Consider the following 21,285-nt stretch of genomic DNA (forward strand, 5'->3'; position numbering starts at 1 on the left):
TGGTGACGACGGTCTGGAAAATCTGTGGTGACGACGGTCTGGAAAATCTGTGCCGAGGCACGCTCGAAGGTGATCGAGCAGCCGGTGAGATATAGCAGCCAGAGCCGCGCCTTGGCCTCACCCACTTCGGCAATCGCTTCGTCGAACCGTGCCTGGAGGCGCTCGGCCCACAGACGGCAGGTGCGGGCATAGTGCTCGCGCAGGTTTTCGACGTCATAGACGAGGAAGCCATGCGCCTCGAGATTGCCGAGCGTCATGCCGATGGTGTCGAGTTCGCCGCCCGGGAAGATGTATTTGATCAGCGCTTTGAATTCCGGACCCTTGCGCAGGGTCTTTTTCATGTCGCCCTTGCTGCGCCGGGTGATGGCATGATGCAGATAGATGCCGCCAGGCTTGAGCAGACGATGGATGGTCGAGAAATAGGTGGCATGATTGGCAAGCCCGAGGTGCTCGAACATGCCGATCGACGATATCTTTTCGAAGGTGCCGGAAAGTTCCGCATAGGACTTGATTTCGATGGTGATGCGATCCTCCAGCCCTTCGGCACGAATACGCTCGCGGGCGAGTTCGGTCTGCGCCTCCGACAGCGAAACGCCGTGGCCGACGACGCCGTAATTCTTCGCGGCATGGATCAGCATGGCGCCCCAGCCGCAAGCCAATGTCGAGCAGCTTTTCACCCGGCTTCAGCCGCAGTTTGCGGCAGATATGGTCGAGCTTGTCGGCCTGCGCCTGGTCGATGCCGTTGGCGAAATCCGTGAAATAGCCGCAGCTGTAGACCATGCGCTCGTCGAGGAAGAGCCGGTAGAAGGCATTCGAAATGTCGTAGTGATGCTGGATCGCTTCCTGGCTCGAACCGCTGACGAAGGGATTGCGTCCCGACAGATCGGTGCGCGCGCTCATCTGCTTGCGTGACAAGAGCACCGAAGGCAGGTCGCGCAGGATCGCCAGCTTCGGCAGCGACTTGATCTTGGTCCTGAGTTTGCCTTGCGACGGCAGGGCGTAGAAATCGAAAATCGTCCCGTCTTCGATGTCTATGGTCTTGGAAATCCACATTTCGATCAGCGTCGACAAAGACGGCCGCTTCACCACCTGCCAGACAATGTCCTGGTCGTTGATGGTGAGCACCGGGCCGGTGGCCGGGCCGATCCGCTCACCGGTCCACAGCCTGACCGCAAAACCCGGCTTCAGTGTCTCAATCACCGTTCGGACAATACGGGCGGCTCTGGTCGCGGCGTCCCTTGGCATTTACTCGTCCTATCGCAAGCTACGATGCTAGTATGATGCGCGAATATGAGACGTTAATGGGCCGTCGGCAATCTGGAGTGAGGCCAGAGCCAGCAAACCACACACGGCCCCTCGGGTTGCATCACAGAGGAACAGAAATGCCATGCCGCCTCACGCATCCTTGCGACGGCGCAGCGTCTTCCGGTCATGGCGCTCATACATCCAGTACACAAGCGGAATGAACCATGGACGGCCGCGGTAAAACGGTACGGCTTTGGGAGCCTGTTCGAAGTCGAAAGCCGAGCGCGGCTGCTCGGCGTCTTCGAGGATCTTGAGCGCCGCCTTCTTGCCAAGCCACCGCGCCCACACGATGCCGGAACCGCAATAGCCAGTCGCGTAAATGGTGTTGCCGCGTGAAAAGATACGCGGGATCATATCCCGGTGCATGGCGACATTCCCAAACCAGCTGTGCGTGATGCCGATAGTGTCCAATTCCGGGAAAAGTCTGGCGAGTTCCGTCCGCAGATTGACTGTCGGCGTGAGCGGATCGCCTGCGGTCGTGCCGTCGCGTCCGCCAAACAGGATACGAGACCCGTCGGGCGACGGCCGGTAGTAGTAGCTCAGCTTGCGCATGTCGCTGTACATCATGCGCGCGGGCATCAGCCGGTCGATGACCTGCTTGTCTAGCGGTTCGGTGGCTATGATTCGGCTACGAACCGGCACCAAGCGGCGGCGTAGCCATGGATCGAACCCGTCGGTGTATCCGTCGGTGCATACAAGGAGTTTCTTCGCCAGGACGTCGCCGCGCTCGGTGGTGACCCGCACGCCAGCGGCATCGCTGGTGGAACCCAGGACCGCGGTGTTCTCGTGAAGAACGGCATCGGTCTCGCGCGCGACCCGGATCATGCCGGCGAGCAACTTCGCGGGCTGAAGGCCGCCGATGTCCATCCGGACCATGCCACCAACATAGAGGTCGGTTCCGATATACTGCCGCACGTCAGATCCTTTGACGGCGAAGGTCTCGATGCCAAGGCTGTCGTGGAGAAAGCCTGCATGACGGCGGAGCTCTTCTGTCTCTTCGGCGGTCATCGCCCCTTCGAATAAGCCGGACAGCTTGAAGTTGGCCTCAATACTCTCCGCGGTGAGAAACCGCCAAAGGTCCTGCCGCGCGGTCTGGCCTTCCAGGAGGATGCCGTTCGCCCTATCCAAACCGAAGCGACGGATCAGTTCCTTGCGGCTAGGCCTGATGCTACCGCTTGCCATGCCACCGTTACGGCTGGAAGCCGCCTGGCCGAGCGACTGGCGATCGAAAAGCTGGACGTGCTTGCCTGCCCGCGCCAACTCGATTGCGGCGGAGAGACCCGTATAGCCGCCGCCGACGACCGCCACGTCGCAGCTCCGATCGAGTTCGCGCCTAGGCAAAGGCGGAAAGGCACAATCGTCCCACCAGTATGGCGTCGATTTGATCGTTGTGGAAAGCGTCTGTGTCATGAAACTGCTGCTGGTTGCAAAGGAAAGCTCGGGAGCCGACTAATCGCGACTAACCCAGAGCTTGCGCGTGGTTTCGATGACCTTCCAGACGCCTGTGAAACCAGGATGCATGACAAAGGCGTCGCCGGCCGTGATGCGACGCGGCTCCTTCCCGTCCTCTGTCAGTTCGGATACGCCTGACAGGATAACGCAAACCTCGAAAGTCTTGCCCTTTATCGAGCGATAGGCTCCAGGCGTCGCCTCCCACACGCCGGACTGAACTATTCCGTCGGCGGTCTGTGCGATGTCCCAACTAAGAAAGCGCGGATCGCCTTCGATCAGCCTGTCTGGAGCAGGCTTGCCTTCGCGGGGTTTGGGCAGGTTATTCTGGTCGATGAAAGTGAGGTTGGACATGGTCTTTCCTTTCAGGACTGGTTCAGCCTGGGATGGCTAAACGGCGTTCAAGAAGTTTCATCGCCATCAGCGCAATGACGCTGATCACGAGGTAGAAGGCGGCGGTTATGACGAAGATATCCATCACCGCGAACGTTTCGCTCATCAGGCGCTTGGCGTAGCCGGTGATCTCGAGGACCGTGATCGCGGAAGCCAGGCTCGATTCCTTGACAATGATGGCCACCTCGCTGCTGTAGGCGGGAAGTGCCTGTCGCAGCGCCAGCGGGAACTTGATACGAAGAAAAATGTGCCATGGCTTCATGCCGCAAGCTTCGGCGGCTTCGATCAAGCCCTTGGGTAGCGACTTGAAAGCCGATCGGAATGTCTCTGCGGTGTAAGCGCCGGAGTTCAGCACGACGGCGAGGATGGCTGCATGAAGCCCATCGCCGATCATCCACCACAGAACCGGGTTGTGGCGTATGAAACTTATTTGGGCCAAGCCGTAGTAGATCACGAAGATCTGCACCAGCATTGGCGTGCCACGAAATATCGCGCAATAGGCGTCGCAAAAACCGCGAAGCACCCGGTTTTTCGATCCGCGCGCAAGGCCGACCAGGACTCCCAGCGGCAGACCAAGAACGATGCCGAAGACTGCGATGAGAAGCGTGATCTTGACGCCCTCAAGCAGAAACGGGAACGCATACGTTATGATGCCCAAATCCATGTCACATCCCTCCGAAGCCGCGGTTGAGGACCCGTTCGATCCTCGAGAATGCGGTTTGGCTGGCGAGCGTCATGGCGAAGAAAAGGGCTGCGGCAATGCAGTAGAAAAACAGCGGCGACCGCGTAATGCCGGCGGCGATCGCCGCGGTCCGCATCAGTTCCTGCAGGCCGACGACGGAGATCAACGACGTATCCTTGATCGTCATCTGCCACACATTGTTGATGCCGCCGAGTGCGAGCCGCAAGGCGAGCGGAAAGGTAATGCGAAAGAATGTGACCATTCGCGGAAGTGCCAAGGAGCGGGCGGCTTCGAGCATGCCGAGGGGCACGGCTTGTAGGGCGCCGCGGATCGCCTCGATTGAGTAGGCACAGGATATCGAGGCAATCGCAATGACGCCGACAATCATGGGATAGGCATTCTCGGCGGCTTGCTGATAGCCGAACGTCCCCGCGACGGTTCTCACCCAGTCCAAGGAGCCGTAGAACAGCAGATAAATCACCAGCAGTCCCGGAATTCCGCGGATCAGGATGCTGTAAGCATCCACCATCTGTGAGACGACTATGACCTTCTGCCAGCGCAAGATGGCCAGTGGCGTCGCCACCACGAAACCTAACAGCATGCCGAGCAGCCCGATCGCAATTGTCACTGCACTGCCGCGCAGGAGAGCCAGCGCCCAGCCATGCTCCACCATCAGCACCCAAAAATCCTGCATAGAAGCCTCCTATCCGCCTGCCTTGTGCAATGCCAAGGCAGGCGCCACTATCGAAGGATCACTGTTTGCAGGGAATGGTGTAGTCGTCCTGGAACCACTGCATGGAAGCTTTCTTGACCGTGCCGTCGTTGATCATCTTGAACAGGGCCACGTCGATCTTTGCCTTGAGATCGGTGTTGCCTTTGCGCATCCCGACGCCCATGCCGCGGCCGAGGACTTCCGGATCGTCCATGGAAATTATCCTGACATTGATTTTTGCGAAGTTCGCGCCGTCAGGCGTAGCTAGGAAGTCGACCCAGGTTGGCGAATCTCCGAAAGCCACGTCGATGCGACCGCTAGCGAGATCGGCAGTCAACTGGGTAACAGCATCGTAGGTCTTCAGATCGACGCCCGTCATCCGCTTCTCTATGAATCTAGCGTAGGTAGTGCCAGTGGCGACACCGACGGTCTTGCCGGGGATCGCCTTCTTGATGTCATCAAGAGTTTTCAGGCCGGCCAGCGGCGAATCCTTCGCAACGACGAAGTAGAGAGGTGTCGTTGCATAAGGGATCGAATAGTCGATCTTTTTCTCCCGCTCGGCTGTAATGCCAAGACCTGATATGATGACGTCAAATCGGTCGCTGTCCATTGAGGGTACAAGCGAACTGAACGTCTGAACGACGAACTTACATTGGACCTTCAGTTCGGCGCAGATGCCATTGGCAATGTCGGCGTCGAAGCCGGTGACGTTGCCGCTCGGATCGGCCATGCTGAACTTCGGTGCATCACCTTCGGTGCCGATTCGCAAAACACCTTCCTCGGCCGAGGCCATGGTCGCCGCCCCGGCGACCAGCAGGCCGAATGCTGCGGACTTGATAAGCTTGCTGATGTTCATCTCAGTTCCCCTTGGTTGGTTCTTGATTGTCCCAGCGCCTGTCTTCAGGCATTGGCCGGCATAACGCTCGAAAGAAACCGCTCCACCGCTTCGCTCGCGGGGTTTCGAAACAGTTCTTCCGGCGTGTCATCCTGCTCGAGGCGGCCCCTTTGCAGGAATAGCATTCGGTTCGACAGTTCCCTTGCGAACCGCATTTCGTGCGTCACGAGTAGGATTGTCGCACCTTCCTCGGCGAGCTTGCGTATGATCTTCAAGACCTCTCCAACCAGTTCCGGATCGAGCGCGGAGGTCGGTTCATCGCACAGCATCAGTTTCGGGCGCATCGCCAGGACGCGCGCGAAAGCGACACGCTGTTGCTGGCCGCCCGAAAGCTGTTGCGGATAGCGGTCGCGGAAGGTTTCCATGCCGACCTTCGCCAACGCCCACAGCGCAGTCTCTTCTGCCTCCTTCCGAGACTGCTTGAGCACGTAAACGAGCGCCTCGGTCACGTTGCCGAGAACGGTGCGATGCGGCCAGAGATTGAAGTTTTGGAATACCATTCCGACGTGGCGTCGAAGCCTTCTGACAGCGGCTGCGTTGACAATCTTCGGCTCTCCGCGCGCTTCAGTGGTTACCGAGATGGCCTCTCCCATGAATTCAATCTGCCCTGAAGTCGGCATCTCCAAAAAATTAATGCAGCGAAGAGCGGTGCTTTTCCCGCACCCCGACGATCCGATCAGCGAGACGACCTCGCCCTGCCTTACGGTGAAGCTAACTCCGTCCAGCACCTTGGTGGAGCCGAACACCTTTGCGAGATCTTTGACCTTCAGGACTTCGGCCGCGCGTGAGATCTTGCGATGCAACATGCTAACCGGCCACCGCGCCTTGCGCATCCATGTCTACGAGCACGCTATCAACAGCCGCCTTGGCAATGCCGACCATCTCATCGATCTCCGCCTCCGTCATGACCAGCGGGGGGGCAAACCCCAGAATGTCCCCATGCGGCATGGCACGGGCAATGAGGCCTCGGTCGCGGGCTGCCTGCGAGATGCGTGCACCGACCTTCAAGCCCGGATCGAAGCTGGCCTTTGTTCCGCGGTCGGCGACGAACTCCAAGGCTGCCAGCATGCCTATGCCCCGAACCTCGCCAACGATAGGATTCTGTGCGAATTCCGCCTTCAACCGGGCAAGAAGATAAGCACCTTTCCTGGCGGACTGACCGGCCAGGTCCTCACGTTCGACGATGTCGAGGACGGCGTTCGCCGCAGCAGCGCTGATGGGATGCCCGGAATAGGTATAGCCGTGCGAGAAGGCGCCGACGCGCGGCGTTGCATCCTCCATGACCTCGTAGACTTTCTGTGACACGATAGACGCCGAAAGAGGCGCATAACCCGATGTCAGGCCCTTGGCGACGGTTACCAGGTCGGGCTCGATGCCGTAGAGGTCCGACCCGAACATGGCGCCGGTGCGCCCGAAGCCGCAGATCACCTCGTCGGCGATCAACAGGACATCGTATTTGCGAAGCACAGCCTGGATCTTCGGCCAGTACCCGATCGGCGGCGGCGTGATGCCGCCGGTGCCCAGCACCGGTTCGGCGATAAACGCGCCCACGGTATCCGGGCCTTCTCTCAGGATGAGCGCCTCGAGTTCATCGGCGCGCCGCGCCGAAAAGTCCTCCTCGGTTTCTCCCGGATGCGCACCGCGATAGAAATGCGGGACGCCAGTGCGGAGAATGCCGGAGACCGGCAGATCCATGTGGTCGTGATAGAAACTCATTCCTGTCATCGAGCCGGAAACCACGGAACATCCATGATATCCGCGCTCGCGCGCGATTATCTTCTTCTTCCGCGTTTTGCCCCTCAGGTTGTTGTAGTACCAGACGATCTTCGCTTGGGTCTCGTTGGCGTCCGATCCTGACAGTCCATAGAAGACTTTTGACATCCTGCCAGGCGCCATCCGGACCAGCCGGTCCGAAAGTCGCGCGAGTTCTTCAGTCGTGTGTGCAGCATAGGAATGATAATACGCGAGTTTGTAGGCCTGTCGCGCGATCGCCTCGGCAACCTCGGTACGGCCATAGCCGATGTTGACGCAGTAAAGGCCGGCAAAGCCATCGATATATTCCCGGCCGGTGGCGTCTTGAATCCTGACGCCCTTTCCCGTCTCGACAATCGTCGGATCGACGTTGCCGGATGCATAATCCTTCAGATAGGTGAAGGGATGAAGCACCGTCCTGCGGTCCATCGCCGCGATTTCAGCAATATTTACCATCTTCGTTCGCCCTTACGCGGCCAAGCCGCCGAAGCAGACATATTTAAGTTCCATAAATTCCTGCAGGCCGTGGCGTGAGCCTTCTCGCCCGAGCCCAGACTGCTTCCAGCCGCCGAAGGGGACTGGCGCGCCGGTGAAGGACGCCGTGTTGATCCCGACCATGCCGTATTCGAGCGCATCCGAAAGGCGCATCGCCCGCTTCAGGTCTCGGGTATAGACATAGGCGGCCAGGCCCATCTCGCTGGCGTTGGCCGCGGTGCGCACGTCGTCCTCATCGACGAAGCGCAGGACGGGCGCGACCGGACCGAAAGTCTCTTCCGAGATAATAAGCATGTCGTGGCGGACATCGATCAGAAGAGCGGGCGCGACGAAGTTTCCGGCCTCCGGGCCGGGGATCGAACCTGTCAGCAGCCGGGCGCCTTTACTGACCGCGTCTGCGATGTGGGAGCGGCACTTCTCGACGACGGTCGTCTTCGTCATCGGCCCGATGTCGACCCCATGCTGGAAGCCGGAGCCCACGCGCAGCGCTTCGATCCGAGTCTTCAGCCTTCCCACAAAGACATCATGGACGCCTTCTTGGACAAAGATCCGGTTGGCAGCAAGGCAGTCTTGGCCCGAGGTAGTGAACTTGGCAGCGACGCAGCCCTCCACCGCCTCGTCCAGGTCGGCATCATCGAACACGATGAAGGGTGCGTGCCCGCCGAGTTCCATGGAAACCTTCTTGATCGTCGCCGCGGCCTTGGCGAGCAGAAGCCTGCCGACCTCGGTCGAACCTGTAAAGGAGAAGGCTCGCACACGCTCATCAGCGAGCAGGCTGTCCGTCAGACGCTTGGGATCGCCGGTCACCACCTGAAAGACACCCCGCGGCAGACCGGCGCGATGCGCCAGCTCCGCCAAGGCGAGGGCCGAGAGCGGCGTTTCAACGGCCGGCTTGACGATGACCGGGCAGCCCGCTGCAAGGGCGGCGGCTGCCTTCCGGGCGATCATGGCGCTCGGAAAATTCCAGGGCGTCACAGCGGCGCTGACGCCGACCGGATGCATGGAGACGAACAGACGGCTTGAGGGCTTGTGCCCGGGTATCGTCTCGCCGTAGGCACGCTCGCCTTCGGCGGCAAACCATTCGATGAAGCCGACGCCATAAAGAATCTCGGCCTCGGCTTCGGCTAGAGGCTTGCCCTGCTCGGCGGTCAGGATAATGGAAAGGTCATGGCTATGGCGTCTGATCAGTTCCGCCCAAGACAAGAGTATTTTTCCGCGATCGCGGGCGAGCCTGTCGCGCCAACCGCCAAAGGCAGTATCGGCGGCATCGATCGCCCGGTTCACGAGCGCCGCGTCACAATCTCCGACATAGGCTATGACATCGCCGGTTGCCGGATCGGTAACCGCGGTAACGCTGCGATGCGCTTGCCATTCGCCGTCGACATAGGACCCTTCACGCAGCAACTCTGTATCGCTGAGACCAGCGAGGGCCTGCCGTGCCGTCATTATCGTGTTCAACATGTCGGCCCCGTGCCGTTGCTATTTCAACGAAGCCTAATGGAGCAGGTGCGCAGATTTTATGATGAAGCGGTTGCACAGACGCAGGATTCCTGTCTTGTTTTAGCCAGATCAAAGAAATTATGCGGGAAGACTATGCGGCTAGATCGACTCGACGCGCGTCTGCTGAGCATCGTGCAGGGGCACAATCGCCACACGAGCGAAGAACTTGGTGAGATGGTGGGCCTTTCCGCCACCGCGGTGCAGAGGCGCGTCAAGCGCTTGCGGGACGAGGGGGTGATCGAGGCCGACATCTCCGTCGTGAAGCCGAAGGCCATCGGTCGCCCGATCGCCATGTTGGTTTCGGTGTCCTTGGAACGTGAGCGGGCGGATATTGTAGACCGCTTTAAGCAGTCCATTCGCCAGACGCCGGAGGTGATGAACGGATACTATGTGACCGGGGATGCGGACTTCGTGCTAATCGTTACGGCTAAGAGCATGGAAGATTACGAGAGTTTTACCCGTAAGTTCTTTTATGAGAACCCCGATATTAAAGGGTTCAAGACCATGGTGATCATGGACCGCGTCAAGGTCGGCTTCTCAGTGCCGATCGACGCTGCTGATTTCTCATGATCTCCGGTGAAAGGGGTCATTTGCCTTGAGGGCGCATCGACCACGGACGGTTCGTGTGGCCGCGTTTGGCCGAGCAAGGCGGTACGGTGATGCTGACGCAGCGCGCTGACTGCCGGCGACTATTATCCGGCAGAACATCGCGACGAGATCGATGCGGTCAATGCGCGTGTCTACGCAACCTTGAACAACGGCGTTTACCGGTCTGGCTTTGCCACGACACAAACTGCATATGAGGCAGCCGTCGGCGAAGTGTTCGAGACGCTTAATTGGCTGGAGCAGCGCCTTGCGCGGCAACGCTATCTTGTGGGCGAGGTCTTAGCGGAAGCGGATATCCGACTGTTTACGACGCTCGTGCGCTTTGACCCGGTGTATTACGGTCATTTCAAGTGCAACGTCCGGCCATTGGTCGATTATCCAGCGCTCTGGGCTTACACACGGGATCTCTTCAGGCATCCGGCGATCCGCCCAACGGTCGATTTCGATCATATCAAGGGCCATTATTACGGCAGCCATCCCTGGCTCAACCCCAGCCGTGTCGTTCCCGTCGGTCCTGATCGCGATTTCGACTCCCCCTCTGGACGCGAGACCTTGTCATGAGCGGGGTTGCTATCGTCGGATCTGATAAAATTGATCTGCACTGATAGCCGGTTTCGACGCGGGCGAGTTTGCGTCTCGCCCGCGCCGTAAAATCAGACGGGATAAAGAGCGGGATAGTCGATGTAGCCTTCAGCCCCGCCCCCGGCATAGAAGAGTGCCGGCCGCGGCTCGTTCAATGGCGCGCCCTCTTTGAGACGTGTGACCAGATCCGGGTTCGCAAGGGCCATGGCGCCTAGAGCTTCCATGTCGGCAACCCCGGCGGCAACATCGGCCCCGACCTGCTCGCGCGAGCGGCCCGGCCGATTGACAATCAAGACCCCGCCGAAAGCCTCCCGGATGTCCGCCAAGAGCGCTTCATTGCCGATATGGAGGATATGCAGATAGGCAACCCCGATCTTATGAAACTCGGCTGCCAGGTAACGGTAGAGATCGTCGTTCTCCTTGCCTTCGGCGATGCCGCCCGTAGGTAATCCCGGAGACAGCCGGATCGCCGTCTTCTCGGCTCCGACCGCACCGACGATCGCTTGAACCACCTCGATCGCGAACCGTGCGCGGTTCTCAAGAGAACCACCGAATTCGTCGGTGCGCTTATTCGCGTTCGGCGCAAGAAACTGGTGCACCAGATACCCGTTCGCACCGTGAACTTCGACGCCGTCGGCCCCCGCTTCGATCGAGCGCTTGGCGGCGTTTGCGAAATCGGCGATGGTCTGCCGAACTTCGGCTGTCGTGAGCTCGCGAGGTTCCGGAACCGGCAGCATGCCTTTGACCGTGAACATGTTTTCACCGGAGGCAATCGCCGAAGGCGCAACCGGCTGGCGATGGTGCGGCGTGTTTTCCGGATGGGATCTGCGGCCGACATGCATGAGTTGGATGAACAGACGACCGTTCGCCTCATGGACAGCGTCGGCAACCTTCCGCCACCCTGCCACGTGATTGTCGTTGTAAATCCCTGGCGTGGCCAGATACCCCTGCCCGTCTTCGGACGGCTGGGTGCCCTCGGTGATCAGAAGACCCATCGTGGCGCGCTGTGCGTAATACTCGGGAGCCAGATCACCGGGTGTTCCGTCGGGCTTGGCCCGGCTTCGGGTCATCGGCGCCATGGCGAGGCGATGCGGCAGTTGCAGGTTGCCGAGTTTGAAGGTGGACCAGACATAGGTCATGTGTTTTCTCCTAGTTATTGGATTGTTGAGAGGCGAAGAGGATCAGAGCGTGCCTGTGGCAAGCAGCTCGCGGGTGCGTTTCGGCGTCGACATCAGGGCGGATTTGTAGCCCTTCTCCTCGCTATCGAACTGCGTCTGCTCAGCCTGCTCGTCGGGGCCATTTGGCTCGTTGCCGCGAAGACCGGTGTAGCAATAGAACTTGAGCTGCAGCTCGCCGGCATCATCCTCGAACAGCTCGTTGATGATCGCGCCTTCGCGTGGGCCGGTCGCCTGGAAGAAGGTGACCTTGCTTTGCGGCTCAAGGGTGATGATTTCGCGCAGGTCAGCGCCGACGATCGTGGCTTCGCGCACGAAGTGGGTCGTGCTCTCCTCCACGACCTCGCAACGCGTGCAGCGGCCAGGCGGGAGGAACAGGCGCGCATCACGCGCCTTCAGCTCAAGGCCCTTCCAGACCTGCTCGCGCGTGAGCTTGGTCTCGCCGTCCGCGTTCACCGGAACGGTTGCGGTTGAATAGATCATAGTGTGTTCCTTGATTGGGTGTTGTTGACAGCAGCGCTCAAGCAGCGATCTGAGCGGCGGATCGCGGCCACGGCGAGATATGTGGCTGCGCCTGAGATCGAGGCTGGCAATCTTGTTCGCGTTCTGCCCGACTGGAGCGTTCCAGCCGTCGATGTCAGTCTAGTCATGCCTGCCGGTAAGGAACGTAAGCCCGGCTGCAAAAGCCTTCATCGACTTTATGCGCCAACGGGTTGCCGGGAACCGCCGCTTGGTTTGACGATGGGGCGTGACGGGCTTCACCACGTAATCAGTGGCGAACGATGCTGCCAGGCGTCGGTTTGCACCTGATCGAGGACAAATTTCGCAACGTCTTCCCGCGCTATGGTCCCGCCATGGAATGCGGACAGATCGGTCAGGGTGCGGACGGTGGCGCGCCCCGCCTTTTTGTTCAAAACGGATGGACGGATGATAGTCCAATCGAGCCCGGACTCCTTGATGACGGCTTCCTGCCGGTTCTTGTCCGCATAGACGTTGCGCAGGAGCAGCGGGAAAATCACCTTGTCGAACAGGAACCCGCCATGGCCGGCGCTATCGCCCGCGCCGAGCCCCGTGATGGCGATCAGGCGCGAGACTTGCTCCAGTTTCATTGCGTTGACGAGCGCGCGGGTCGCGGTCGAGAGCAGCGTCACCTGCTTGAACGGGCTGGCCGGAGTGCCCAGAGCACTGATGACGGCATCCTGGCCTGTGACGGCCTGGCGCAGGGTCTTCTCGCCGCGGGCGTCGCCGACAACAAGCCGGACGCCCTTCATATCCGCCGCTTTCTCGGGGGAGCGGACCAAGGCCGTCACCTCATATCCGCGCGCCAATGCCTGGCTGACGACGAGACGGCCAGTCGGCCCCGTCGCTCCCAAAACCAAAATCTTGGTCTGCGGGGCGTGGGGATTTTCTTTTGTGGACTTGGTCATGGCATTGTTCCTCGTTGGGGGAGACGTCTGCAGTCTGGGAGGTTGTTGTCGTGAATATGAGTGGTTCACGGATGACGTGATAGACGCTAGTATTGGACACAGCGTCCCATTGGTGGAACAGATGAATTTGCTGGCTCTCGCGGATTTCGTGCTCGTGGCCCGCCACGGCGGCTTCGGCCGTGCAGCACGGGCCGCCACACGCCCGAAGGCGACCCTGTCGCGAAGGGTTGCGGAACTCGAGGCTGGCCTTGGTCTGAGACTCCTCGAACGGGGCGCGCGGACCCTGAAACTGACTGAGGAAGGGCGCGCGCTTTACGCGCGGGCGGGGCAGTTGCTGACCGAACTCGACGAGACCGCAGCCGCAATTGCTTCAGGCGGACAAAAGCCACGCGGCAAGCTACGGATCAGTGCTCCACTGCTTTTCTCTCAAACCGCGATGGGTAAGATTGCTGCCGGTTTCGCCCTGAAGTATCCGGAAGTGAGGCTAGAGGTCTCCACGGAAGACCGAGCCGTCGATATGATCGAGGAAGGGTTTGATCTGGTGATCAGGGTCAACCCGGATCCAGATGAGGCTCTTATCGGACGAGCCTTCTTGCGCGATCGGTTGGTGGTCGCCGCAAGCCCGAATCTCGCCCGGCCCGCTGAAGGCTGTACCGCACCCGCCATCGTGCGATCGGCAGGCGATCGACTGACTTGGCAAGTCAAGGTCACCGCTGGCCGGTCTTCAATCATGGTCGAGCCAATCCTGGCACTTTCATCCCTTGTCATGGTCCGGGACGCAGTACGCGCCGGCGTTGGCGCGGGCCGCCTCCCCCTCTCGCTCGTGAGCCACGATCTGGCCGACGGCACGCTGGTAAATTGGGGCGATATTGACGGGCCTGATATTGTCCTCTGGGCGCTCTACCCCTCCAAGCGGTTACTGAGCGCCCGGGTGTCAGCGTTTCTCAACTATCTCAAAGAGGCCTTCCCGAAGGGGACGCCTGATGAATTGGCCGCCTATATCGGCAAGTAGGTTGATCTTGCGCCTCAGGAGCGCTGACCCGTCATGCACACGAACGTGGATCCACGCTCAATCATAGCTGTCAAGAACGACCCGTATTTTCGGGCGAGGGCTTGCAAGGTCACCGGTTTTTGCAGGAAGTAAGTATCCGGGTCCAGCACGCCATTATGGATGATGGCATTCATGCGTTGTTCGAAACGCAGCGATTATCGCTTCGAGCGATACATTCAATGCGTTGGAAAAGGATCTGCCCTTCTGCCAAATCGCCACGTAGTGATAGAGCGCGGACGGCTCTACTGGCTTTATTCCCAAGTGAAACGCCGCGTATTCACGCGCAATGATCTCATTGGTTATCGAAATGCCCAGGCCAGCGGAAACGTATCCGGCTTCGTGACCGTTGCAATCGAATTCCACCAGTATGTCCGGCTCAACACCGGCGAAGCGCAAGGCATTGAAGTTCATTTGATGGGCGGCGAACTGCGGATCGATATCGACGATCGTTTCGCCTGCCAGGTCGTGAGCCTCGATAGAGGTCTGTTTTGAAAAGCGGTGATCGGGATGAAAGATGCATACGTTGCGCGCTGACCCAAGCGGCGCCCATTCAAACAGACTTGGGTCCAGCGGCAATCTCGAGATCCCGAGATCTGCCCGCCCAGCCAGGATGTGCTCGCCGATCTCATCGTAGCTTCCCGAAATCGACCGGACATTCGAAGCGGTCTTTGAGTGGATGATCGCCACGACCTTGGGCAAGGTCACGAAACCGAAGACGGAAGGAGCGGCAATCGCGATCCGCTGCTTTTCCTCATTCTTCATTGCGAAGATCGACGCTTCCAGCCGATCCAGCGACGTCAGGGCAAGTTCTACGTTTCGCAGGAGTTCCCAAGCTTCCTGCAAGGGGACGATGCGGTTGGCTGATCTCTTGAAGAGTGTGATGCCGAGCGTGGTCTCGAGTTGCTTCACATGTTGACTGACGGCCGGCTGGCTTATCCCGAGCGCAACCGCCGCTCGCCTTGTCGAACCGGCCCTCAAAACTTCCCGGAAGACCTTCAGTTGACGGACCTTCAGGTCGCTCTGCAGCAACTCCATTCCCTGCGCACCTTTCCCTGACAACGCCACCCCGGAAGCAGATGGTGCCAACCTGGGGAGCAACGAACCGCCTCAGTATATAACGGTGCGTTATAGATAAAATAATAAAAATTATAGATTGAGTGCGTAATTTTACGCGATAGAATTAGCCAATATCTCAAATTAACTCCACATTATAAATATAACAATTCGCAACCTTAGGTTATACGGCTTGGTCTTGGCGATATAGACCGGCGTATCCTGCGGTATTGCGAGTCGAGGAATTCGCCCCATGGGTGGTTTTACTACTCAGTTTGTTGTCGCACTCACCGTGACCATAGGCTTGGCCCTTGTCAGCGGCTGCCTCGGTACGGCATTCGGGTTGTTTCTGGCGATTTCGAAGGGCACGGGACAACCGCGCGTCAACGGTGTCGTGACCGCCTACACCACGGTTGTCCGTGGTGTACCAGAACTTCTCATTATCCTGCTCATCTACTTCGGTGGAACCACCCTCGCCAGCAAGATCGCCGGCCGGTACGTGGAGGTGAACGCGTTCACCGCAGGGGTTATCGCGCTCTCCGTCGTCTTCAGCGGTTATGCCACCGAAGTGTTTCGCGGCGCGATTGCGGCAGTGCCAGCGGGTCAAACCGAAGCGGCAAAGTCGCTTGGGCTGAACGCCTGGCAGCGCTGGATGTTCGTCATCGGACCTCAGATGCTGCGGCTGGCGCTGCCTGCCTATGGTAATCTCTGGATTTCGCTCTTCAAGGATACCGCGCTGGTTTCGATCGTTGGCCTGACCGACATCATGCGCGTTGCGTATGTGGGGGCCGGATCCTTGCGCGCACCATTGACCTTCTACCTTGCGGCCTCCGCTCTCTATCTCTCGCTGACCACCGTCACGCTGCTGTCAATCCGGCTTGCTGAGCGGCGCTATCCGGCACTTGGCCGGTAGGAGGAGCGACGCATGAACATAGGCTTGATGTTTGACGCAATGGTCGTCCTGCCTTCGGGCATTGGTCTCACATTGACCCTCACCGTCTTGTCGCTGACGGCCGGATTTCTTCTATCCGTGCCGCTGGCCTTCATCCGCGCGTTTGGACGGCCCGGCTTCTCGCTCTCGGTGCTCGCCTACACCTATGTCATCCGCGGGACGCCGATGCTGGTTCAGCTCTTTCTGCTCTACTATGGCCTCGCTCAGATCGAGGCGGTGCGAGCCAGCATCTTCTGGGTGATCCTGCGCGACCCCTTCTGGTGCGCCCTTCTGACATTTTCGCTGAACAGCGCGGCACACACCACCGAGATCCTATGCCGTGGTCTCCAGTCCGTGCCTAAGGGTGTCACCGAGGCGGCCACGTCTCTCGGCTTGAAACGCTTGCAGATCGCTCGCCTAGTCACCTTCCCGATCGCTTTCAGAATTTCGCTTCCGGCCTACGGCAACGAGATCGTCGGGATGATCAAGGGCTCGTCGCTCGCGAGCACCGTGACGCTGCTCGAGATCACCGGCATGGCGAGGCAGATGGTTTCGGCCACATTCGCTCCCTACGAAATCTTCATCGTCGCCGGAGCGATCTACCTATCGCTGACGTCGATCGCGGTGAAGGCGATCCAGTTGCTGGAGCGATGGCTTTCGACCGACGGCCATCCGGCGCGTCGACGAAAGGCGCGATTGCGCCCGGCCCTACCTGACCCAGAGATCACGACGCCCCTGCCCTGACGCCGCAGGTTCCGGGCTCCCCTTTCCATCCAAACCAACGAAGAGGTGCATCATGCGCATACCCCTGGCTATTGCTGTTTCTATCGCATCCCTCATATCGGCACTCCCGGCCGGCGCCGAAAGCGGGCGCGTCATATCCATCGCCTCCGAAGGCGCCTCGCCGCCCTGGGACGGCACCGACGCGAACGGTCAACTCTACGGTTACGATATCGATGTTGGACAGGACCTGTGCCGTCGCATCGAGATCAAATGTACCTTCGTCCCGCAGGATTGGGACGGGATCATCCCGGCACTGCTTGTCGGCAAGTTCGACGTCATCATGTCCGGCATGGCGATCACGGAAAAACGCAAACAGAAGATCGCGTTCTCCGTTCCCTACGCCGCCGGCTTCAACCAGTTCGTTGTGCGCAAGGACCTGGGTCTCGATCCTGGCGACATCAAGGAGAAGGTCAACCTCTCGAGCATCGGGGACAAGGAAAAGGCGACCATTGAACGCCTCAGATCGACACTCGCAGGCAAGGCGATCGGTGCCCTGCGCTCGTCAAATTCGGAAGCAGTCGTGAAGGAAATCCTGGGCGATGTCGTGACCGTCCGCAGCTATGACAGCCTGGACAACATGAAGCTCGATCTTGCCGCGGGTCGCATCGACGGCGGCCTCGCCGACTATTTCACCTGGCGGGATTTTCTGGAGACGCCTTCCGGTTCGGACGCGGTGTTTTTTGGCCCCGAACTGAAGGGTGGGCTCTGGGGGCCGGGCGTCGGCGCCGGTATGCGCAAGGACGATGCCGAACTTCTCGCCAAGTTCAACGCGGCCATCGACGCGGCCACCAGGGATGGAACGATCAAGGCGCTGAGCCTGAAATGGTTCAAGAGCGATATCTCACCAGCCGTCGCGCAATAGGCCCGGCACCCGACTTCGACATTGACGTGTCGCTGGCCGGAACGCCGGCGCCCTCCCCTCCTTCAAGGCGAGCTCCATGAAAGACCAGTTCTGCGCGGTCGTTACCGGCCAATCCCTGATCAAGCATGACATCCGTGACGTCAAAGACGAACGCTTCATCGCGGTTACGGACTTCCTGCGCCAAGGCGACGTCGTCTTCACCAACTTCGAGTCGACGATCCTGGGTAAGCACGGCGGGTGGCCGACCAAGGGCAAATACTTTGGATATTCCAGGGGTGAAGTGCTCGACGCATTGCAGGCGATCGGTTTCAACGCGCTTGCGCTCGCAAACAACCACGCCTTCGATCTCGGCGCCGGCGGCATCCTCTCGACGCTGGAGGAGGTGGAAGCGCGGGGCTTCCTCCATGCCGGCATCGGGTCCGACGAGACTGACGCGAGGAAACCGGGCCGCCGCCGGTTGGGCGCGCGCGAGGTCGCGCTTCTTGCGATGGATGCAGGCCCCGGCCCGACCAACATGTATGCCGAAGACCGCACGGCCTTCCGGCCGGCTCGGCCCGGCGTCAATCGTCTGAACACCGCTCGCAAGATGGGGGTGCCGGACGGACATTTCCGCAGACTGGCAAGGCTGGGCGCTCATTTGCAAAGCTCCCCCTTTGAACTGGCGAACTATGCGCAACCGGAGGACCCGGTAGAGGTGGCGGTCGGCAAGGAGATCAACTTCTATGGCACTGTGTTCACGCAAACCGCAGATTTCGGCCGTCTGATCGAAGTCGACCAGGAAAGCGCGAGTGTCCATCTGGCCGCCATCCGGCACGCGGCGGCACAAGGCGATTTCGTCATTGCCTATCTGCACCACCATCATTGGGAACCAGGTTGGCAGGACGTGCCGCGCTGGGTGCAGACCTTTGCGCGGATGTGCATCGACGCCGGTGCGAACCTCTTTGTCAGCCACGGCGCTCCAGTCTTACAGGCGGTGGAAATCTACAATGGCTCGCCGATTTTCTATGGCCTCGGAAACTTCCTATTCCACGTCCACCCCGACGAAACCGAATGGGATCCACCGGAAGTCTGGCAAAGCATCGTCGCCGCGTGCCGCTATGATGCGGGCGGAACCCTCGCAGAGATAGATCTCCTGCCCGTCGTGATCGGCGCGGACCCTCAGTCCCTCGGATCGGCAACGGGCAGACTGGTGCCCGTCGCCGTGACGGGAAGCGCCGCGCGAGACATCCTCGAGGGATTCGCGACCCGATCGCGGGCGTTCGGCGTCGACATCGAAGTGTCCTCGACTTGCGGCCGCATCGCCGTGCCCGCTGCCCGAAAATTCGGCTGACAGGCCCGACCGGCCGTCAGGCGGTCTTGCATTCGGCCGGCGCGGCATCGCCGGCCATCTCGCTATCCCCCTTTGTGTCTAGGAGGGCCAGTTCTTCTCCTAACGCTGCGATCAGGGACGAGACGCGACCGCGCACACGCGGCGGAAGTTTCACAAGCCCCTCGATCAGGCGCCGACCCTCCGCGCTGGCAATGAAATCCAGGCGCTCATCGACCGGCAGCGGCCGCGCCTCGACGCGGGTCTCATCGTTGCCCGGCAGGCCTTCGAAGAAGCGACTGACAGGAACGCCGAGCGAACTGGCGATTTGGTAGAGCATCGAAGCGCTCACGCGATTCCGCGCGTTCTCGTATTTCTGGAGCTGCTGGAAGCTGATGCCTATCGATCGGGCGAGTTGGGCCTGCGAGACGTCCGATTGGACACGAACCGTGGCAATCTGCCTGCCGACATGCTGATCGGCGGGATGAGGGTCGCTGTCGATCTTTGGCTTCGGCCCCGTCCGAAGGAGGACGGAGCGTTGCGGTTTCAACAAGGCCTTTCGATCCTCCACTAGTCAGCCGGATAGAGAGTCCGCCGCGTACGCGCCGGGCTCTTCGCCCATGTTATCTGCAGATCGAATCGCCATTTAATATACCTTATAGGGTGCAAAATGACCCTATAGGTGGCAAAGAAAATCTGCCTGCCGATTGTGGACTCATGGTCAGTCCACGACAGATTCGAGCCGCACGGGCTCTGCTTGGTTGGTCGCAGCAGGAGCTTGCTGACAAGGCAATTGTGTCGCTGAATGCGCTGGTCCGGTTGGAAAACGGCAAGGTAGATTCCCGGATCAGCACTTTGCAGGCCATTGAGGCGGCTCTGATAAAAGCGGGTGTCGAATTCTTATCCGCTGGTCAAAAGGGTGAAGGTGTACGGCTCTTAGATCCTCTGGTTTGAGTGTCCAGTCGACGGGAAACACAATTGCACTTGCCCCAAGTGCCCTCCTCTGGGTGACGAGAGATAAAGTCGTGGTATTGTCGGAATCAGTCATGATCCGAACTCCAAACAGCTTGGGGTGTGGCTAGGCCGAACGACGTGTTGCAGCACGTCGTCAGGCTACGAAGAGCGAACCACATTTTACGTACATACCGTACATTACGGACATCACCATTGTCAAACGTTCCTGATCCTGTCGACAACAAAACTGAACGCTTCGAGTTGCGGCTCTCGAGCGACTTACTCGCTCGTGTAGACGAATGGCGTCGCACCCAGCCAGATCTTCCCACCAGATCGGAAGCGTTCCGGCGACTGGTGGAGGCTGGTCTAATGTCAAAATAGGTTGCGGCTTGGTTCGACCGCATGTGGAGAGCTATCGACGGCACTGATGCACCGCGACTATGCCTGTGTCGCACATTTGGCCGCTTTCTGGATCGGCAACACCGCCGTAAACGACGGCAATGGGACGCGTAACGACAGGCAGGTTTGGGGCCGACAGCGGACGGTCTGCTTTTGCCGTGAGGACCGGTCAAAGCGGATGTTCATGGTTCAGTCAAGATGGTCTCGATCTGGCCACCTCACGCATGGGGATTTTCCGCGTTGAGGCAGCCAAAATCTCCGAGCACAGACTGCCCCGATTACCAATGCTAGAGCCAAGGCTCAGTTCGGCGTGCCGCCCTTCAGGTAGTCGATCTCAGGCGTGTCGGTGTACAGTCGCCGCATGCTTCGGATCTTGGTAAGCGGCAACACAACTATGGCCTTGCCGTCGAAAATGATGGCGAATCCGGAAGTCATCCTCAGAATGCGACCGCTAATTACGCCCTTGTCGGTCTCGACCTCAGTTGTCGCGGCCGACAAGCTGGAGACGGTCCGAAGACTATCAGCAGCGCCGCAAGAAAACGGGACATAAATCAATGAGAAGGCGAGCCAAACCAAACCCACGGCTCGCGCCCTGAATATCAGATTGGAAAGGGACGCCAGGCCGGCGAGTAGCAAGTAGGCAAAGCCAAGATGCCCACCGGTCGATTGATGAGGTCCCTCATAGAAGTACCAGGAGCCAGCGAGGCCGACGGCCATCAGCGCCATTGAAATCGCTACCGTTCGCACTGGGCGCTTTGGCGCATCGGCAATGAAGCGGGCAATGAGCAGCGCTAGCCACGCCGCGACCGACATCGGGAGCAGTGCGATCGATGCTCCGATCAAGAGGTCTTGCACGGTAAGCACGGAGATGAGGCTCCACTCAACCGGCGCAAAGAAACCGAGATTGTAGAGCGTCGCGCCGACCATCGCAGTGACCGACAGGCCGGTAGCGATCTCGGTCAGACTCCGCTGC

The 21,285-nt window shown here is 59.7% G+C and carries 22 protein-coding genes and 2 pseudogenes; 8 read left to right on the forward strand and 16 right to left on the reverse strand.

What is annotated here, in order from left to right:
• The 9 genes and pseudogenes from AC1DVW_RS29260 to AC1DVW_RS29300 form a co-directional block, all read right to left on the reverse strand.
• A pseudogene (locus tag AC1DVW_RS29260) lies at window positions 1–1,245 on the reverse strand (class I SAM-dependent methyltransferase); the annotation flags it as partial.
• Between the two features lie 150 nt (window positions 1,246–1,395).
• Window positions 1,396–2,715, reverse strand: coding sequence for an NAD(P)/FAD-dependent oxidoreductase (locus AC1DVW_RS29265; protein ID WP_477327819.1), 1,320 nt, complete (start codon window positions 2,713–2,715; stop codon window positions 1,396–1,398).
• A gap of 39 nt (window positions 2,716–2,754) precedes the next feature.
• Entirely contained in the window at window positions 2,755–3,108 is a 354-nt protein-coding gene (locus AC1DVW_RS29270; RefSeq protein ID WP_140876921.1) for a cupin domain-containing protein, read from the reverse strand.
• A gap of 22 nt (window positions 3,109–3,130) precedes the next feature.
• Window positions 3,131–3,811, reverse strand: coding sequence for an ABC transporter permease (locus tag AC1DVW_RS29275; RefSeq protein WP_477327822.1), 681 nt, complete (start codon window positions 3,809–3,811; stop codon window positions 3,131–3,133).
• A gap of 1 nt (window position 3,812) precedes the next feature.
• Window positions 3,813–4,523 carry an ABC transporter permease subunit gene (locus AC1DVW_RS29280; protein ID WP_477327824.1) on the reverse strand — a complete coding sequence of 237 codons (711 nt, stop codon included), beginning with the start codon at window positions 4,521–4,523 and terminating at the stop codon, window positions 3,813–3,815.
• Window positions 4,524–4,581: 58 nt separating this feature from the next.
• Window positions 4,582–5,397, reverse strand: a complete 816-nt coding sequence (locus tag AC1DVW_RS29285) for a transporter substrate-binding domain-containing protein (protein ID WP_477327826.1) — start codon at window positions 5,395–5,397, stop codon at window positions 4,582–4,584.
• A gap of 44 nt (window positions 5,398–5,441) precedes the next feature.
• Window positions 5,442–6,242 (reverse strand): amino acid ABC transporter ATP-binding protein, encoded by an 801-nt coding sequence (locus AC1DVW_RS29290; RefSeq protein ID WP_477327828.1) that lies wholly within the window; start codon window positions 6,240–6,242, stop codon window positions 5,442–5,444.
• 1 nt (window position 6,243) lies between these two features.
• Window positions 6,244–7,644 carry an aminotransferase gene (locus AC1DVW_RS29295; protein WP_477291230.1) on the reverse strand — a complete coding sequence of 467 codons (1,401 nt, stop codon included), beginning with the start codon at window positions 7,642–7,644 and terminating at the stop codon, window positions 6,244–6,246.
• Window positions 7,645–7,656: 12 nt separating this feature from the next.
• Window positions 7,657–9,144: an NAD-dependent succinate-semialdehyde dehydrogenase gene (locus tag AC1DVW_RS29300; protein ID WP_477327830.1), complete on the reverse strand. Its 1,488-nt coding sequence runs from the start codon at window positions 9,142–9,144 to the stop codon at window positions 7,657–7,659.
• 132 nt (window positions 9,145–9,276) lie between these two features.
• On the opposite strand from AC1DVW_RS29300, the gene AC1DVW_RS29305 reads away from it, so the two are divergent.
• A complete protein-coding gene (locus tag AC1DVW_RS29305; protein ID WP_477327856.1) occupies window positions 9,277–9,753 on the forward strand; it encodes an Lrp/AsnC family transcriptional regulator in 477 nt (158 codons plus the stop codon).
• Between the two features lie 108 nt (window positions 9,754–9,861).
• Window positions 9,862–10,350, forward strand: a pseudogene (locus AC1DVW_RS29310) (glutathione S-transferase C-terminal domain-containing protein); the annotation flags it as partial.
• Window positions 10,351–10,442: 92 nt separating this feature from the next.
• Here AC1DVW_RS29310 and AC1DVW_RS29315 read toward each other — a convergent pair.
• The 3 genes from AC1DVW_RS29315 to AC1DVW_RS29325 all read right to left on the reverse strand — a co-directional run bounded on the left by AC1DVW_RS29315 (window position 10,443) and on the right by AC1DVW_RS29325 (window position 12,973).
• Window positions 10,443–11,510 carry an alkene reductase gene (locus tag AC1DVW_RS29315; protein WP_477327832.1) on the reverse strand — a complete coding sequence of 356 codons (1,068 nt, stop codon included), beginning with the start codon at window positions 11,508–11,510 and terminating at the stop codon, window positions 10,443–10,445.
• A 42-nt stretch (window positions 11,511–11,552) separates the two neighbouring features.
• The gene (locus AC1DVW_RS29320; RefSeq protein WP_477327834.1) at window positions 11,553–12,029 is read right to left on the reverse strand and encodes an AtaL-like protein; all 477 of its coding nucleotides are present in this window, start codon (window positions 12,027–12,029) and stop codon (window positions 11,553–11,555) included.
• Window positions 12,030–12,304: 275 nt separating this feature from the next.
• Window positions 12,305–12,973 carry an NAD(P)-dependent oxidoreductase gene (locus tag AC1DVW_RS29325; RefSeq protein ID WP_477327836.1) on the reverse strand — a complete coding sequence of 223 codons (669 nt, stop codon included), beginning with the start codon at window positions 12,971–12,973 and terminating at the stop codon, window positions 12,305–12,307.
• Between the two features lie 121 nt (window positions 12,974–13,094).
• Between AC1DVW_RS29325 and AC1DVW_RS29330 the strand changes: the two genes are divergently transcribed.
• Window positions 13,095–13,985, forward strand: coding sequence for a LysR family transcriptional regulator (locus tag AC1DVW_RS29330; RefSeq protein WP_477327838.1), 891 nt, complete (start codon window positions 13,095–13,097; stop codon window positions 13,983–13,985).
• Between the two features lie 14 nt (window positions 13,986–13,999).
• Here AC1DVW_RS29330 and AC1DVW_RS29335 read toward each other — a convergent pair whose 3' ends face one another.
• Entirely contained in the window at window positions 14,000–14,158 is a 159-nt protein-coding gene (locus AC1DVW_RS29335; RefSeq protein ID WP_477327840.1) for a hypothetical protein, read from the reverse strand.
• Window positions 14,139–15,059: a LysR family transcriptional regulator gene (locus AC1DVW_RS29340; protein WP_477327842.1), complete on the reverse strand. Its 921-nt coding sequence runs from the start codon at window positions 15,057–15,059 to the stop codon at window positions 14,139–14,141. Before AC1DVW_RS29340 ends, AC1DVW_RS29335 begins: the two co-directional genes overlap by 20 nt.
• Window positions 15,060–15,330: 271 nt before the next feature.
• On the opposite strand from AC1DVW_RS29340, the gene AC1DVW_RS29345 reads away from it, so the two are divergent.
• The 4 genes from AC1DVW_RS29345 (at window position 15,331) to AC1DVW_RS29360 (ending at window position 18,983) form a co-directional block, all read left to right on the forward strand.
• The gene (locus tag AC1DVW_RS29345) at window positions 15,331–15,990 is read left to right on the forward strand and encodes an ABC transporter permease (RefSeq protein ID WP_477327844.1); all 660 of its coding nucleotides are present in this window, start codon (window positions 15,331–15,333) and stop codon (window positions 15,988–15,990) included.
• A 12-nt stretch (window positions 15,991–16,002) separates the two neighbouring features.
• Window positions 16,003–16,752, forward strand: a complete 750-nt coding sequence (locus AC1DVW_RS29350) for an ABC transporter permease (protein ID WP_477327846.1) — start codon at window positions 16,003–16,005, stop codon at window positions 16,750–16,752.
• A 52-nt stretch (window positions 16,753–16,804) separates the two neighbouring features.
• Window positions 16,805–17,653: a transporter substrate-binding domain-containing protein gene (locus AC1DVW_RS29355; protein WP_477327848.1), complete on the forward strand. Its 849-nt coding sequence runs from the start codon at window positions 16,805–16,807 to the stop codon at window positions 17,651–17,653.
• A 76-nt stretch (window positions 17,654–17,729) separates the two neighbouring features.
• Window positions 17,730–18,983 (forward strand): CapA family protein, encoded by a 1,254-nt coding sequence (locus tag AC1DVW_RS29360; protein ID WP_477327850.1) that lies wholly within the window; start codon window positions 17,730–17,732, stop codon window positions 18,981–18,983.
• 16 nt (window positions 18,984–18,999) lie between these two features.
• On the opposite strand, the gene AC1DVW_RS29365 is transcribed toward AC1DVW_RS29360, so the two are convergent.
• A complete protein-coding gene (locus tag AC1DVW_RS29365) occupies window positions 19,000–19,512 on the reverse strand; it encodes a helix-turn-helix domain-containing protein (RefSeq protein WP_477327852.1) in 513 nt (170 codons plus the stop codon).
• Between the two features lie 164 nt (window positions 19,513–19,676).
• Between AC1DVW_RS29365 and AC1DVW_RS29370 the strand changes: the two genes are divergently transcribed.
• Window positions 19,677–19,913 (forward strand): helix-turn-helix domain-containing protein, encoded by a 237-nt coding sequence (locus tag AC1DVW_RS29370; RefSeq protein ID WP_032909948.1) that lies wholly within the window; start codon window positions 19,677–19,679, stop codon window positions 19,911–19,913.
• A 699-nt stretch (window positions 19,914–20,612) separates the two neighbouring features.
• Here AC1DVW_RS29370 and AC1DVW_RS29375 read toward each other — a convergent pair.
• Window positions 20,613–21,285 (reverse strand): hypothetical protein (locus AC1DVW_RS29375; RefSeq protein ID WP_477327854.1); only part of this gene is annotated, 673 nt, incomplete at its 5' end.

It is taken from the genome of Mesorhizobium sp. P3_B5 (assembly GCF_056402815.1).

What these genes read in the sequence shown, in the direction of transcription:
- AC1DVW_RS29265 (WP_477327819.1), bottom strand. Translation starts at nt 2,715, where the DNA reads ATGACACAGACGCTTTCCACAACGATCAAATCGACGCCATACTGGTGG.
- AC1DVW_RS29270 (WP_140876921.1), bottom strand. Translation starts at nt 3,108, where the DNA reads ATGTCCAACCTCACTTTCATCGACCAGAATAACCTGCCCAAACCCCGC.
- AC1DVW_RS29275 (WP_477327822.1), bottom strand. Translation starts at nt 3,811, where the DNA reads ATGGATTTGGGCATCATAACGTATGCGTTCCCGTTTCTGCTTGAGGGC.
- AC1DVW_RS29280 (WP_477327824.1), bottom strand. Translation starts at nt 4,523, where the DNA reads ATGCAGGATTTTTGGGTGCTGATGGTGGAGCATGGCTGGGCGCTGGCT.
- AC1DVW_RS29285 (WP_477327826.1), bottom strand. Translation starts at nt 5,397, where the DNA reads ATGAACATCAGCAAGCTTATCAAGTCCGCAGCATTCGGCCTGCTGGTC.
- AC1DVW_RS29290 (WP_477327828.1), bottom strand. Translation starts at nt 6,242, where the DNA reads ATGTTGCATCGCAAGATCTCACGCGCGGCCGAAGTCCTGAAGGTCAAA.
- AC1DVW_RS29295 (WP_477291230.1), bottom strand. Translation starts at nt 7,644, where the DNA reads ATGGTAAATATTGCTGAAATCGCGGCGATGGACCGCAGGACGGTGCTT.
- AC1DVW_RS29300 (WP_477327830.1), bottom strand. Translation starts at nt 9,144, where the DNA reads ATGTTGAACACGATAATGACGGCACGGCAGGCCCTCGCTGGTCTCAGC.
- AC1DVW_RS29305 (WP_477327856.1), top strand. Translation starts at nt 9,277, where the DNA reads ATGCGGCTAGATCGACTCGACGCGCGTCTGCTGAGCATCGTGCAGGGG.
- AC1DVW_RS29315 (WP_477327832.1), bottom strand. Translation starts at nt 11,510, where the DNA reads ATGACCTATGTCTGGTCCACCTTCAAACTCGGCAACCTGCAACTGCCG.
- AC1DVW_RS29320 (WP_477327834.1), bottom strand. Translation starts at nt 12,029, where the DNA reads ATGATCTATTCAACCGCAACCGTTCCGGTGAACGCGGACGGCGAGACC.
- AC1DVW_RS29325 (WP_477327836.1), bottom strand. Translation starts at nt 12,973, where the DNA reads ATGACCAAGTCCACAAAAGAAAATCCCCACGCCCCGCAGACCAAGATT.
- AC1DVW_RS29330 (WP_477327838.1), top strand. Translation starts at nt 13,095, where the DNA reads ATGAATTTGCTGGCTCTCGCGGATTTCGTGCTCGTGGCCCGCCACGGC.
- AC1DVW_RS29335 (WP_477327840.1), bottom strand. Translation starts at nt 14,158, where the DNA reads ATGAATGCCATCATCCATAATGGCGTGCTGGACCCGGATACTTACTTC.
- AC1DVW_RS29340 (WP_477327842.1), bottom strand. Translation starts at nt 15,059, where the DNA reads ATGGAGTTGCTGCAGAGCGACCTGAAGGTCCGTCAACTGAAGGTCTTC.
- AC1DVW_RS29345 (WP_477327844.1), top strand. Translation starts at nt 15,331, where the DNA reads ATGGGTGGTTTTACTACTCAGTTTGTTGTCGCACTCACCGTGACCATA.
- AC1DVW_RS29350 (WP_477327846.1), top strand. Translation starts at nt 16,003, where the DNA reads ATGAACATAGGCTTGATGTTTGACGCAATGGTCGTCCTGCCTTCGGGC.
- AC1DVW_RS29355 (WP_477327848.1), top strand. Translation starts at nt 16,805, where the DNA reads ATGCGCATACCCCTGGCTATTGCTGTTTCTATCGCATCCCTCATATCG.
- AC1DVW_RS29360 (WP_477327850.1), top strand. Translation starts at nt 17,730, where the DNA reads ATGAAAGACCAGTTCTGCGCGGTCGTTACCGGCCAATCCCTGATCAAG.
- AC1DVW_RS29370 (WP_032909948.1), top strand. Translation starts at nt 19,677, where the DNA reads ATGGTCAGTCCACGACAGATTCGAGCCGCACGGGCTCTGCTTGGTTGG.